Genomic DNA, 14,177 nt, shown 5'->3' on the forward strand with positions numbered 1-14,177 from the left:
CGGCGGCGCAGGGCGCGCGAGCGTCGGCGCGGCGTCGGTCGGCGGTCGCGCCGCAGTGGCCCGGGCCGGCGTGCCCGGAGTGAGCGGCGGCGGTCCGGGAGGACCGGGCGGCCCCGGCGGCCCGACCGGCCCCGGCCGGCGCGGTCGCGGTGAGGACCCGGCCCGGGCGAAGAAGCGCCGTCGGATCAACGTGCTGATCGCCGGCTTCGCCGTGTTCATCATGCTCGCCGGGGCCGGCGTGGTCAGCTTCACCTGGTACTCCACCAAGGTGGTGCTCCCGGAGGACACCATTCCGCCGCTGTCGACCACCATCTACGACCGCACCGGCAAGAACCCGATCGCGAAGATCGGCGATCAGAACCGGCAGTTGGTCACCATCGAGCAGATCCCGGAGTGGGTCCAGCACGCGGTCGCGGCGGCGGAGGACCGGAACTTCTACCGCCACTCCGGCGTGGACTACAAGGGCATCGCGCGGGCCGCGTGGAACAACCTCAGCGGCGGCGACAAGCAGGGTGCGTCGACGATCACCCAGCAGTACGCCCGGAACGCGTTCGACAACCTCAACCAGGACTCGTACGGCCGCAAGGTGAAGGAGGCGGTCCTCGCCTCCAAGTTGAACGACAAGTACGACAAGCGCGTGATCATGCAGCACTACCTGAACGTGATCTACTTCGGGCGCGGCGCGTACGGCATCCAGTCGGCGGCGCAGACGTACTTCAAGAAAAACGTGGACAAGCTCACCGTGGCCGAGGCCGCGGTGCTGGCGGCGCTGATCAAGCAGCCCGAGCCGAGCGCCACCCACCAGGGCTACGACCCGGCGATCAACCCGACGGCCGCGTTGGAGCGGTGGAACTACGTCATCAACGGCATGATCACCGAGAAGTGGCTCGACGCGCCGAACATGCCGCAGCATCCCACCGAGTACCCGAAGAACGTCGCGAAGCCGTCGAAGAACAACGTCGGCAGCTTCGGCATCGACACCCCGTACGGCAACGTCGTCAACTACGTCTCGCAGGAACTGCGCGAGATGGGCCTCTGCACCGACAAGGAGGCGGAGGCGACCGAGGCGAAGCCGCTCTGCTCGAAGGCGCTCAGCCGCGGCGGTTACAAGATCACCACCACGATCGACAAGAAGATGCAGGAGGCGGCGCTCGACGCGGCCCAGCGGGCCAAGAAGGGCTCCGAACTCGCCGGGCAGCCGAAGAACCTGATGGCCGCCGTGGTGTCGGTCGACCCGGAAACCGGTCGGGTGCTCGCCTACTACGGCGGCGACAACGGCACCGGCACCGACTACGCCGGCAAGAACGTCGAGAACGGCGTGGTCAGCGGCGGCCACTCGCCGGGGTCGACCTTCAAGATCTACACGCTCGCCGCGGCGCTCAAGGCCGGCATCTCGATCAAGTCGCGGTGGAAGGGCTCGGCCTTCAAGCCGAAGGGCACGGAGTTCAAGGTCAGCAACGCCGGCGCCGACAAGGTCTCCTGTGGCGACTCCTGCACGCTCGAACTGTCGACGTTGAAGTCGCTGAACGTGCCGTTCTACTACATCACCGAGCAGATCGGCCCGGACAAGGTGGTCGAGATGGCCAAGCAGGCCGGCATCACCACCATGTGGCGGACCGACACCAACCCGGCCCAGGCGTACGACCTCACCAAGGTGAAGGACTTCAAGGAGGTCGCGCCCGAGCCGTTCTTCAACGTGGTGGGCTACGGCCAGTACCCGATCACGGTGCTCGACCACGCCAACGGCGTCGCCACCTTCGCCAACCAGGGCGTCTACAACAAGGCACACTTCATCCGCAAGGTCGAGAAGCAGAACCCGGACACCGGCAAGTGGGACACGGTGGGCGGCGAGAAGCTCAAGCCGCAGCGGCGGGTCGACAAGGACATCGCCGCCGACGTCAGCTCCGTGTTGGAGCAGTACCCGGGCCAGATCAACCGCCGACTCGACGACGGCCGCAAGGTCGCCGAGAAGACCGGCACCTGGGAACTGGGCGACGGCAGCACCGACAACGGCGACGCCTGGATGGTCGGCTACACGCCGCAGCTCGCTACCGCCGTCTGGGTCGGCAACGTCAAGGACCGCAAGGCGATCAAGTTCAAGGGCGGGGAGAGCATCAGCGGCTCCAAGATGCCCGGTGCGATCTTCCAACGCTTCATGAACGACGCGCTGAAGGGCAAGGATAAGCTGGACTTCCCGGAGGCCGCGCACGTCGGCAAGGACGACGCAGGCAACGGCGAGATGCCGGCACCGAAGCCCGAGCCGGGCCAGCCGGGTGGGCCCGGCTGCGACCCGCTCGGCATGTTCTGCCCCGACGGCAATCCGGGCGGCGGTAACCCCGGCGGCAATAACCCCGGCAACCCGGGCGGCAACAACCCGGGTGGCGGTAACCCCGGCGGTAACAACCCGGGCGGTGGCCCGCCAGGCCCCGGTGGCCGGGGTGGCGGCCTGCTCCCCAGCACCCCACCGACGCGGCAGTTCAACTGACGCGGACGACCTGACGGCGGCGGCCGGACCCGAGCGGTCCGGCCNCGCGCGGCGGGACGGCGGGGCCCGGTGTACGGCAGGATGCCTCTCCATGAGCACCCAGTCGACCGCAGGCATCGATGAGCCCGGCTCTTCCGGGGCCACGCCGGAGCCCGGACCGGTGGTGGACCACCCGTCCCGCTCGGACTGGTTCGTCCAGGGCACGTCCGGCCTGATCGGTGGACCGCTGGGCGACCACGCCGCCGCCCTGGAGCGGCCGACCGGCCGCGAGGGCCGGTTCTGGACCGCCGCCCGGATCGTGCTGGCCCTGGTCTGCCTCACGCTCGCCCTGCACTGGGTGCAGAAGTCCCCCTGCCAGGACGGCGCCTGGCAGAACAACGTCCAGTACACCCGGATGTGCTACACCGACGTGCTGGCGCTCTACTACGCCGAGGGCCTCAACGAGGGCAAGGTGCCCTACGCCGACCACCCGGTGGAGTACCCGGTGCTGACCGGCTACTTCATGGGTGCGCTCGGCCTGCCGGTGCACGCCGTCGGGACGGACAACCCGGGCATCAACCAGGGTCAGTGGTTCTACAACCTCAACGCGCTGGTGCTCGGCGCGCTCGCCGTCGCCACCGTCGCGGTCATCCTCAACCTGCGCCGGCGACGGCCCTGGGACGCGGCGCTGTTCGCCCTCTCCCCGGCCCTGGTGCTCACCGCCACGGTCAACTGGGACCTGCTCGCCATCGGCCTGGCCGCGTTCGGGTTGCTGGCCTGGTCGCGTACCCGGGACACCGTACGCGGACTGCTGCCCGCCGTGTCGGCGGGCGTGCTGCTCGGGCTCGGCGGCGCGGCGAAGATGTGGCCGCTGTTCCTGCTCGGCCCGATCCTCATCCTCACGGTGCGCGCCGGCCGGCTGCGGGCCGGGCTGGTCACCACCGCGGCCGCGCTGGTGACGCTGGTCGCGGTCAACCTGCCGGTGGCGATTCCATACCGGGAGAACTGGGGTCGGTTCTTCGACTTGAACACCACCCGCCCCATCGACTGGGGCACGCTGTGGTACATCGGCCGTTACCTGGACGGCCGGATCAGCCCCTCCGCCCCTGGAGAACTCGGGCCGTTCGAGTGGCTCAACGCCAACATCTCCACCCTCAACTGGGTGTCGTACCTGCTGTTCGGGTTGGCCTGCCTCGGCGTGGCCGCGCTGGCGCTGCTCGCCCCGCGCCGCCCCCGGCTGGCCCAGCTCGCCTTCCTGGTGGTCGCCGCCTTCCTGATCTTCAGCAAGGTCTGGTCGCAGCAGTTCGTGCTCTGGCTGCTGCCGCTCGCGGTGCTCGCCCGACCCCGCTGGGGCGCGTTCCTGGCCTGGCAGTTCGCCGAGGTCTGCTACTTCGCCGCCTTCTACGGCGAACTGCTCGGCACCGCCACCTCCCGGCCGGTCTTCCCCGAGGGCGTCTTCGTGCTGGCGTCCAGCCTGCGCCTGATCACCGTGGCGGTGCTCTGCGGCTTCGTCATCCGGGACATCCTGCGGCCGGAGCAGGACGCGGTGCGGCAGACCTACGACGACGACCCCGACGGCGGCCTGCTCGACGGCGCGCCCGACGCACCCTGGTATCAGCGCTGGCGCTCCCGCGCCGTCGAGCGCCCGGTCGAACCCGTGCCTGCTTGACGGTTGCGGCGGCGGGATGACCGGCGTCACAGCCGGAACACGACCGCCTCGCCGACCTGCTCCCGGGACACGCCCAGTCCGTCGACTGGCCGGTCGAGCATCCCCTCCCAGGGGGTGCCGCCAAGCCGGTCCCGGAGCACCACCACGTTCCTGACCCCGATCTGCCGCAGGTAGTCGACGCTGGCGTAGTCGGGGAAGCCGACGGTGGCCTCGCGGATCTGGGCCTGGGAGTGCGGGGTGAAGCCACTGCCGCCATTGACCATCTGCTGGAACCGGTCGGTCGACCAGAGCATTACCGGCTGATCCATGTTCTGGCTGCTCGGCAGCACCAGCAGCGGACCGTCGACGCTGCGCATCACCGCCGGTTGTCTCGGTACCACCGGGTGCGGAGTGACGTTCAGCCCTTCCGCCAGCACGAGCACCAGCGGCAGCAGCGTCGCCAGCCGCAGCCACGGGCCGGGCCACGGGGGAACCCGTTCGGCCGCGAGTTCGCGTACCCGGATGCAGAACGCGGTGAGCGCGCCGGCCGCGAGCAGACCGAGCAGCAGTGTGGTCCAGAGCATCATCCGGCCCGGTGTGCGCAACCCGTTCCAGCCTGGCAGGTAGTCGAAGAGCGGCACGTAGGTGAACCGGCCGCCGAAGAACCGGGTGCCCATCGCCAGGGCCATCGTCACCAGCACGCCGGCCAGCAGGAACAGACGGTGGCGGACCCGCCAGACCGAGAAGAACAACCCGCCGGCCGCCAGCGCGTACAGCGCGAAGCCCGGCAGCAGCGTCATCTCCGGATGCCAGGGCAGCACGGCCCGGGCCCCCTCGTGCAGCTCGCCCCAGACCCGGGACTCGGCCGGCGCGGTGAAGAACCCGCTGGCCGGCGGCGAGTAGAGATCGATTTCGGCGAGCGTGCGCGCCGCGTTCGGGTGCTGCTCGGCGACCGTGAAGAACGGAATCGCCAGCAATCCACCGACTGCGGCGAAGACGAGACCGCCGAACAGGTCGGCCAGGAGCAGCCGCCAGCCGAACGGACGCTTCACCCGGCGCCGCCGGACGAACCACAGCACCACCGAGACCAGCCCGACGCCGGCCAGCAGGTAGGCGAACGGCAGCCCGATGCCGAAGCCGAGGCTGAGCTGCCAGGCGGCCACCAGCCAGCCGGCGAGCGCCCAGCCCGCGTGCCGCCGGCGTGGCCGGTAGCCGTACCGCAGTGACCAGCCGTGACCACGGGCGAGCATGGCCAGCGCCAACGGGATGCCGCCGTTGGAGATGATGTGCAGGTGCCCCGCCTGGGCCAGCAGCCACGGCGCGTACGTGAAGCTCACCCCGGCCACCGCGCCACCGATCCGGCCCGCGCCGAGCTGTCGGGCCAGCGCGTACGCCCCGAACGCGGCGAGCGCGTGGGCCAGCACGAAGATGATGTTGTAGCGCAGCACGGCGTGCTCCGGGCCGACCCCGATCAGGCCGGCCGGGGCGTACCCGAGCAGGGTGTCGGAGAAGGCGAAGCTCCAGTTTTCCGGAAAGAACGTGTTGGCGTGCCACAACATCGCCGGGTCGGTGCGCAGGATGTGCCCCGACCAGGCCATCTGCCACGCCTGGAGGCTCGGGTCCCAGTAGTCCTGCGGAAGTGTGTAACGCGGGTAGCGCAGCGTGGGCCAGGTCATCGCCGCGGCCACCGCCAGCGCGGCGACGGCGGCGAGCGTCCACTCGTGCACCAGGAACCGGCCCACCGCGCGAACCGTCCGCCGGACCCTGCCGAGCACCGGCTCGGGTGCCGGCCCGAACGCGGACCAGGGATCCTCGGGCTCGTCACCCGTACCGTCGGTTCCGCTCTTGCCGGCATCGCCGGTCGCGTCCTTGCCGGCATCGCCGGTTCCGCTCTCGCCGGTCGCCGCTCCGGCCGGGCTGCCCCCGTCGGTTCCGGTCGTGCCCCTGGCGCGGCGCTTCCTACCGGCGCGGTCCTTGCTCCGGGCTCGGCCCGTACTCCCGGCACCGTCCTCGCTTCCGGCGCGGCCCGTGCTCCCGGTCCCCTCCTGGGCCGCCTCGACGCGTTCGTCGGCGCCGGCGGACTTCCTGCCGGCGTCGACGGCCGTGCCGGCATCGCCCGGCCCGGCGTCGGCCCCGCCCGCCTCCGGGCCCGTGGCGGGCCCGTTGCCCTTCGTGGCAGTGGCAGGCCCGTTCTCCGCCGTGGCTGTGACGGCGGTGGAGGTGTTCCGCGCGCCGTCGCCGCTTCCGGCTCCGACCGTCGCGCCGGTGTCGGGGTGACCAGCGGCCGTGGCGGCCCTCTTCTCGCCGGTCTTCGCCTCGCCGGTGCCGGGGCGCTCCCTGCCGGCCGTCGCGTCCGGCCGTCCGGTGGTCATGCGGCCTCGCCGAGTTGGTCACGCAGGAACGCGATGTCGGCCGCCTGGCCCTCGACGCCGCCCGGGGTCTCGACGATCACCGGGGCGCCGGCCGCCCGGATCACCGCCACCAGCAGCTCCGGGTCGATCGTGCCGCCGGTGAGGTTGTCGTGCCGGTCCTGGCCCGAGTTGAAGGCCCCCTTGGAGTTGTTCGCGTGGATCAGGTCGATCCGGCCGGTGATCGCCTTGACCCGGTCGACCAGGCCCAGCAGCTCCTCGCCGCCGGCGTGGGCGTGACAGGTGTCCAGGCAGAAACCGACCTCGTGGCCACCGAGCGCGTCCCAGAGCCGGGCCAGCGCGTCCAGGTGTCGGGCGCAGGCGTTGTCACCGCCGGCGGTGTTCTCGATCAGCACCGGCAGCGGGAAGCCGCCGGAATCCGCCGCGTACGCGAAGGTCTTGCGCCAGTTGTCGAAGCCGACCGCCAGGTCGTCGCCGGCGTTGACGTGACCGCCGTGCACGATCAGGCCCTTGGCCCCGACGGCCGCCGCGGCGGTGGCGTGGCCGAGGAGCAGCTTGCGGCTGGGGATGCGGATCCGGTTGTTGAGCGTGGCCACGTTGATCACGTACGGCGCGTGCACGTAGAGGTCGACGTCGGCGGCGCGCAGGCGCTCGGCGTCCTCCCGCGGCTTCGGGGCCTTCCAGCCCTGCGGGTCGGCGAGGAAGAACTGCACCGCACCGGCCTCCCGGGCGGCCGCCTCGGCGAGCGGGTCGGTCGGATCGACGTGGGCTCCGATTCGCATGCAGGGCAGCCTACGTCGCGCCTACGACGTGGGTGCGCTCGCGCGCGGGTTCCGCGGGTGGACGCGTCACCACCCGGTCCGGCGGTCGTTGTCCGAGGTGGGATCGACGGTCGACGCTTGACCCGACGTGGTCCACAGCACGCACGGCCCGGGTGGAGCAATTCCTCCATTTGCCCCAAGCGGTGACGAGAGCCGCTGTATGGTCAGACCAGGTGACAACACGATAAAAGCTCCGCGGGGTGTCCTCGATCCAACCTCATCGGTGTGGTCGTTCCTCCCCAGGTCCCACCCAAGGAATGCGGACGGGACGCCCCGCGGCCCCGTGGGCAGGGGTCCATCCTCCGGCGTACGACGCCGCGGGTGGGCCCCTGCCGCCGCGTTCCGGGACCCTCCGAACCACCGGCTCGGGCATGATCGTCCGGACCGGCTATCCTGGTGCGGTTGTCCGCGTCCGGCCGGGTTCCCCCGGCACCGGGCGGGCCACGACGCACGACCTCCTGCCACGGAAGGACCGTGGCCGCCTAGCCCACAGGAGGTGAGCACGTCTTGCGTCACTATGAAGTCATGGTGATCCTCGATCCCAGCCTCGAGGAGCGCACCGTCGCCCCGTCGCTCGACACGTACCTGAACGTGATCCGGACCGCGGGTGGCTCGGTGGAGAAGACCGACGTGTGGGGCCGCCGGCGCCTCGCGTACGAGATCAACAAAAAGGCCGAGGGCATCTACGCCGTCGTCGACCTCCAGGCGACGCCGGAGGCCGTGGCCGAGCTGGACCGTCAGCTCCGACTCAACGAGTCGGTGCTGCGCACCAAGGTCATTCGCCCGGAGATGCGCTGAGCATCTAGACCCGGTACGTCCGGATCAAGCCTCATCCGCGATGTCGGAGGGCTCTGAGAGCCTGTACGGCACAACGATGAGTGCGCGAGGAGATGGTCATGGCAGGAGACACCACCATCACGGTCATCGGCAACCTGACCGATGACCCCGAGTTGCGGTTCACCCCCTCCGGTGCCGCGGTCGCCAAGTTCCGGGTCGCCTCGACGCCCCGGTTCATGGACAAGGCGTCCGGCGAGTGGAAGGACGGCGAGCCGCTGTTCCTCTCGTGCACGGTCTGGCGCCAGGCCGCCGAGAACGTCGCCGAGTCGCTGCAGCGCGGCGCCCGGGTGATCGTGTCCGGCCGGCTGCGTCAGCGGTCGTACGAGACCCGCGAGGGTGAGAAGCGCACCGTCATCGAGCTGGAGGTCGACGAGATCGGCCCGTCCCTGCGCTACGCCACGGCGAAGGTGCAGAAGATGTCCCGCTCCGGTGGCGGAGGCGGCGGCTTCGGCGGTGGTGGNCCCCGGCCCCCTCCCGCGCTGGTTCGGGCGGCGGAAACTTCGACGAGGAGCCCCCGTTCTGATGGCGCCGAGCGCCCGCGATCGCAAACCAGGAGCAAGAGCAATGGCGAAGGCTGCGGCACTGCGNACAAGGACACCGCGCTGCTGCGCAAGTTCATCTCCGACCGCGGCAAGATCCGCGCTCGGCGGGTGACCGGCGTGACCTCGCAGCAGCAGCGGCAGATCGCCCGTGCGGTCAAGAACGCCCGCGAGATGGCGCTCCTGCCGTACACGGCCACGGCCCGCTGAGGGGAGGCACGGACATGAAGATCATCCTCACTCAGGAGGTGTCCGGCCTCGGCTCTCCGGGCGACATCGTCGAGGTCAAGGACGGCTACGGCCGTAACTACCTGCTGCCGCAGGGCTTCGCGATCGCCTGGACCAAGGGTGCCGAGAAGCAGGTCACGGTCATCAAGCGGGCCCGCTCGGCCCGCGAGGTGCGCGACCTCGACCACGCCAACGAGATCAAGGGCCAGCTTGAGGGCCTCAAGGTCAGCCTGAAGGCCCGCGCCGGCGACGGCGGCCGGCTCTTCGGTTCGGTCACCCCGGCCGAGATCGTCGACGCCGTCAAGGCGGCCGGCGGCCCGGCCCTGGACCGCCGTCGGCTGGAGACCCCCGGCCACATCAAGTCGCTCGGCGCCTACCCGGTCAGCATTCGGCTGCACCCCGAGGTGACCGCCAAGTTCGACCTCAACGTGGTCCAGGGCTGACACCCGCAGCACGACGAAGGGCCCGCACCGGAGGACCGGTGCGGGCCCTTCCACGTCCGCCGGAGCACCGCGTCCCGGCTCACCGTGTCGGCCCGGTCAGCCGATCGGCTGACCGGTCACCGCGCTGATCACCACCGTGGACAACCCACCACCCACCACCGCTGCCGCCATCGCCACCGTCGCCGGCCGCCAGGTCGTCCCGACCTGACGCAGCATCACCGCCACCACCAGACTGCTCACCATCGCCAGCCCGAACCGCGGCACCGCCGCCGACAACGACGCGAACGCGTGTGCCCGCTGCGAGTCGCAGCCGCCGCCGGTGATGTCGGTGACACACCCCTCCGGCGCCTGCCCGTTGAGGAACACCAGACCGAAGAAGAGCAGCACCGCCGGCACCAGATAACAGGCCGCCGTGTAGACCAGCGGTCGCAGCGGCCCACCCGGATCCGGGGCCAGCAGGTCGTCCTCCAACCGCCGGCCCCACGAGCCGCCACCCACCGTCTCCACCCGCCGCGGCGGCGACCCATCCGCCCCGACCGACTCCGCCGACCGCCGGCGAGGCGCGGCCCGCGGACGGGGAGCGGGGTACGCGACCGCAGGCGAGTGCGGCGCCGACGACGGCGTGTCCATCCAGCGCGGATCGTCACCCGCCAACCGGGTGCCCGACCAGAACTGTTCGGCCCGCTCCGGCGTCGCCCAACCCTCCCGCACCGGCGGTGCCGTGCGGTCCCACGGATCCACCTCCGGGTACCGGTCGCCGGGATCCCGCACCGGCTCCAGATGACCGGTGTCGGTGAACCGCTCCCACTCGCCGGTGTGCTCCGTCCGATCCCACCGGCTCTCCGCCTGGTCCCACCTGCTCCCGGTGGCCGATCGGCCCCACGCGTGCACACCCGAGGCATCCCACGGATCGACCGCCGGAGGTTCGACCGCTCGACTCCGCTCCCAGGGATCCACCGCCGGCGGCGGCCAGGACGCATCCGTCGTCGCCCGGCGGCTTCGCCGGGCCGGCCGCTCGGCCTCCCACCCGCCGGTCCCACCCGCCGAGGTGGCCTCCTCCGCCAGCCCCGACCACGTCACCTGCGGCCGTCGGGTCGCCGCACGACGAGGCCGGCTCCGCGGGGTCACCCCCGACACCGGCTCGTCCTCCGACGTCTCGGCCCGCCTGCTCCCGACGTACCCCCGAGCCTGTGGGGCGTCCATCGTCCACTCGGCGGTGTGGTCCGACGCCGGGCCGGCGCCGATGGCCCGCAGCTCACGCCGGCCGTCGTCCAGCCACCGCTCGGCGGCGGCCCGCCGGCCGCGCCCGACGGGCGGTGCCTCGACCCGCGCCTCGACCTCGTCGTCCGGCGCGGCGTGCCGCCCGCCACCGTCCGCCTGACTGATCCCCGACTCCACCGCCCACTGCGGAAGATAGGCGTCCACCGGCTCGTCCTGGCCACGCTCGATCGCCCGCCGACGGCTCGGGGTGCGGTAGCGCTCGCGCGGGCTGTCCTCCCCGCTTCGCCAGTCCCGGTGTCTCACGGCCGGAGCGTGACCCTTCTCAACCCGAAAGTGCAACCCGCTGTCCAGGTGTAGCCGTTCGCAGCGATAGTACGGGACGAACGGCGACAAGGCTCCACCCGAAATCTTTCGTCCACAGGGTGTTGATGAAAAATGGCCAGGTCAGAAGCGCCGGGCCCGGAAATCCCCATCACTTTTCCACACCCTTGTGCACACCCTGCGCACATGTCGTCCCCCGGCCGTCCACAGGTTGTCCCAAGGCTCATCCACCGGCCCTGTTGAGCGGCTGACCTCGGGTTCCGTATCGTGGCCCCCGACCGCCGGGCGATGACCCCCGATCGACCGGAGGGTCGGCGGAAGTTGTCATACACCGGCGAGAGAGCTGGATTCGATCCGACGCAGCAAGGGGGGACCCGTGTCGGTCACCGACGAGACGCGCGCGGAACGGACCGGGGGGCAACCGTCCGAGCCACCGCTGCGGGACGCGCCCTTCGAAAAGACCCCACCCCAGGACGTCGCCGCCGAGCAGTGCGTCCTCGGCGGCATGCTGCTCTCCAAGGACGCCATCGCGGACGTCGTGGAGATCCTCAAGACCAACGACTTCTACCGCCCGGTGCACGCCACCATCTTCGACGCCATCCTCGACATCTACGGCCGAGGCGAACCCGCCGACCCGATCACGGTGGCCGCCGCGCTCGCCGACTCCGGCGACCTCGCCCGGATCGGCGGCGCTCCCTACCTGCACACCCTGATCGCCAGCGTGCCCACCGCCGCGAACGCCGCCTACTACGCCCGCATCGTCGGCGAGCGGGCCGTGCTCCGGCGACTCGTCGAGGCCGGCACCCGGATCGTGCAGCTCGGCTACGGCACCGGCCCGAGCGGCAGCCGGGACGTGGACGACATCGTCGACCTCGCCCAGCAGGCCGTCTACGAGATCACCGAGAAGCGGGTCAGCGAGGACTTCGCCGTCCTGGCCGACATGCTCCAGCCGACGCTCGACGAGATCGAGGCGGTCGGCGCCCAGGGCGGCGTGATGACCGGCGTGCCGACCGGCTTCACCGACCTCGACCGGCTGCTCAACGGTCTGCACGCGGGGCAGCTGATCATCGTGGCTGGTCGACCGGGTCTCGGAAAGGCGCTGGCGCTCGACACCCCCCTGCCCACCCCGGCGGGTTGGACCACTATGGGGGCGGTACGCGTCGGGGATCAGCTGCTCGCAGCCGACGGCAACCCGACCACCGTCACCAACGTCTTCGACGTGATGCACGACCGTCCCTGCTACGAGGTCGAGTTTTCCGATGGCTCGGTCATCGTGGCCGATGCCGAACATCTGTGGAAGACCACCACCCGGGCCAGCCGTCGGCAGCCCGAGGCGCGTCCCCGCCGCTACCGGCCCGAGACGGCGCTGGCGAGGGTGCGCGCGGCCGAAGCGACGGCGTCCGCTGAGCCGCACCGCCTGGTCACCCTGGCGGAGGCGCTTGAGCAGGTCGGCCCCGAGTTCCGCAACGTGCTGCACACGGTGGCGCGCCAGGTCGGTGTGAACGGCCGGATCGCCCGGCCGGTGACCCGGGCCGGCAAGGTTCGCAACTGGACCGCTCCCGGCTACCCGGCGGGCGCGCTCGTCTCCGGCCTTCGCCAGCGGGCCGAGCAACAGGTCAACGACGGGGCCCGCGTCCGGCACGACGGAGTCGTGACCACCGCGCAGATCGCGGCGACGCTTCGCACCGACACCGCAGACCGGCGCCTCAACCACGCCGTGGAGAACTGTGCGCCGCTCCAGCTACCGGAACGTGAATTGGCGGTTCCCCCGTACACCCTCGGGGTGTGGCTCGGCGACGGTCACACCGGAGCCAGCCGATTCACCACTGCGGACGCCGAGATGGTCGACCTGGTGGCCCGGGACGGCTTCCTGGTGCGACCCAGCGGCCCAATGGTGTTCACGGTTTCGCTGCCCACCGTGGCAAGGACGACGTACCGCACCTGTGTTGACTGCGGAGTTTCCACCCGTGCACTGCGTGAGAACCAAGCAGTCCGCCGCTGCGCCGAGTGCTACGACCGGGGTGGCTCGTTCCTTGCGCTGCTCCGCCAGGTCGGAGTGGCCTTCGACAAGCACATTCCGCAGGGCTACCTACGAGCCTCCGAGGCCCAGCGCCGGGCGCTGCTCGCCGGGCTGATGGACACCGACGGTACGGTGGCACCGACCGGGAACCTCCAGTACACCTCCACCTCGAAGCGGCTGATCGAGGGTGTCCGGGAACTCGTGGTCAGCCTGGGCTACCGATGCACGATCGCCGAGCGAAGGGTTCGCGGGCGCACAGAGGACTCGTCGATCGCCTACACGGTGAACTTCTCCACCCCGGATCCGGTCTTCCACCTGGAACGGAAGCGGGCTGCGCACCTGGCCCGACGACGGACGTCCTCGGACGTGCGTTCCCACTCCCGCTTTGTCGTGGATGTCCGACCGGTGGCCAGTGTTCCGGTGCGTTGCGTGACCGTGGACAACACCGACCACCTCTACCTGGCGGGTCGGTCGATGATCCCGACCCACAACAGCACGGCCAGCATGGACTTCGCCCGGAACGCCGCCATTCGTGCCAACCAGGCCGCAGCCATCTTCTCGCTGGAGATGAGCAAGGTCGAGATCGTCATGCGACTGCTCTCGGCCGAGGCACGCGTGCCACTGCACGTGCTTCGTAGCGGGCAGCTCTCCGACGACGACTGGACCAAGCTGGCCCGCTGCATGGGCGAGATCAGCGAGGCGCCGCTCTTCGTCGACGACACGCCGAGCATGAACCTGATGGAGATCCGGGCGAAGGCACGCCGGCTCAAGCAGAAGCACGACCTGAAGCTGATCGTGGTCGACTATCTCCAGCTCATGACGTCGCCGAAACGCACCGAGAGCCGGCAGCAGGAGGTCGCGGACCTGTCGCGTGGCCTGAAGCTGCTGGCCAAGGAGGTCGAGTGCCCGGTGATCGCGGTGAGTCAGCTGAACCGTGGTCCCGAGCAGCGCACGGACAAGCGTCCACAGTTGTCCGATTTGCGTGAATCTGGCTCTATTGAGCAGGATGCTGACGTTGTAATCCTTTTGCACCGTGACGACTACTATGACAAGGAGTCGCCGCGGGCTGGAGAGGCCGACTTCATCATCGCCAAACACCGAAATGGTCCCACCGACACGGTGACGGTCGCGGCCCAGTTGCACCTGTCGCGCTTCGTGGACATGGCCATCGTCTGAGCGCCGTCTCGCTCCAAGATCTCTGACGATCGCGTCGATCTAGGAGTTGTGGTGCCTTGGTATGTCAGGTTGCGGCCGATATCGGAGGTG

At 70.5% G+C, this 14,177-nt stretch carries 8 protein-coding genes and 2 pseudogenes; 7 read left to right on the top strand and 3 right to left on the bottom strand.

Annotation, left to right across the window (positions count from 1 at the left end; all coding sequences use genetic code 11):
• Together B1205_RS07125 and B1205_RS07130 are read left to right on the top strand one after the other, a co-directional pair.
• A partial coding sequence (locus tag B1205_RS07125; RefSeq protein ID WP_254909765.1) for a transglycosylase domain-containing protein occupies positions 1–2,485 on the top strand: 2,485 nt, incomplete at its 5' end.
• Between the two features lie 91 nt (positions 2,486–2,576).
• A complete protein-coding gene (locus B1205_RS07130; RefSeq protein WP_089154841.1) occupies positions 2,577–4,133 on the top strand; it encodes a glycosyltransferase family 87 protein in 1,557 nt (518 codons plus the stop codon).
• Between the two features lie 26 nt (positions 4,134–4,159).
• Here the strand turns inward: B1205_RS07130 and B1205_RS07135 are convergent, their stop codons facing one another.
• Both B1205_RS07135 and B1205_RS07140 read right to left on the bottom strand, forming a co-directional pair.
• Positions 4,160–5,854 (bottom strand): hypothetical protein, encoded by a 1,695-nt coding sequence (locus B1205_RS07135; RefSeq protein WP_254909766.1) that lies wholly within the window; start codon positions 5,852–5,854, stop codon positions 4,160–4,162.
• 626 nt (positions 5,855–6,480) lie between these two features.
• Complete coding sequence (locus B1205_RS07140) at positions 6,481–7,263, bottom strand: deoxyribonuclease IV (RefSeq protein ID WP_089154842.1); 783 nt, start codon at positions 7,261–7,263, stop codon at positions 6,481–6,483.
• A 546-nt stretch (positions 7,264–7,809) separates the two neighbouring features.
• Between B1205_RS07140 and rpsF the strand changes: the two genes are divergently transcribed.
• From rpsF to rplI, 4 genes and pseudogenes are all read left to right on the top strand, one after another.
• On the top strand, positions 7,810–8,100 hold the full coding sequence (rpsF, locus tag B1205_RS07145; protein ID WP_088643630.1) for a 30S ribosomal protein S6: 291 nt from the start codon (positions 7,810–7,812) through the stop codon (positions 8,098–8,100).
• A 98-nt stretch (positions 8,101–8,198) separates the two neighbouring features.
• Positions 8,199–8,662 (top strand): annotated as a pseudogene (locus tag B1205_RS07150) (single-stranded DNA-binding protein).
• A 67-nt stretch (positions 8,663–8,729) separates the two neighbouring features.
• Positions 8,730–8,888, top strand: a pseudogene (gene rpsR, locus B1205_RS29560) (30S ribosomal protein S18); the annotation flags it as partial.
• 14 nt (positions 8,889–8,902) lie between these two features.
• Positions 8,903–9,349 carry a 50S ribosomal protein L9 gene (rplI, locus tag B1205_RS07160; protein ID WP_089154843.1) on the top strand — a complete coding sequence of 149 codons (447 nt, stop codon included), beginning with the start codon at positions 8,903–8,905 and terminating at the stop codon, positions 9,347–9,349.
• A 96-nt stretch (positions 9,350–9,445) separates the two neighbouring features.
• On the opposite strand, the gene B1205_RS07165 is transcribed toward rplI, so the two are convergent.
• On the bottom strand, positions 9,446–10,873 hold the full coding sequence (locus tag B1205_RS07165) for a hypothetical protein (protein WP_089154844.1): 1,428 nt from the start codon (positions 10,871–10,873) through the stop codon (positions 9,446–9,448).
• 394 nt (positions 10,874–11,267) lie between these two features.
• Here B1205_RS07165 and dnaB point away from each other — a divergent pair, with 394 nt between their 5' ends.
• Complete coding sequence (gene dnaB, locus B1205_RS07170) at positions 11,268–14,087, top strand: replicative DNA helicase (RefSeq protein WP_089154845.1); 2,820 nt, start codon at positions 11,268–11,270, stop codon at positions 14,085–14,087.
• Positions 14,088–14,177 lie beyond the last annotated feature (90 nt).

Origin of the sequence: Micromonospora sp. NBS 11-29 (genome assembly GCF_002140155.1) — a bacterium.
Taxonomy (GTDB): Bacteria; Actinomycetota; Actinomycetes; order Mycobacteriales; family Micromonosporaceae; genus Micromonospora.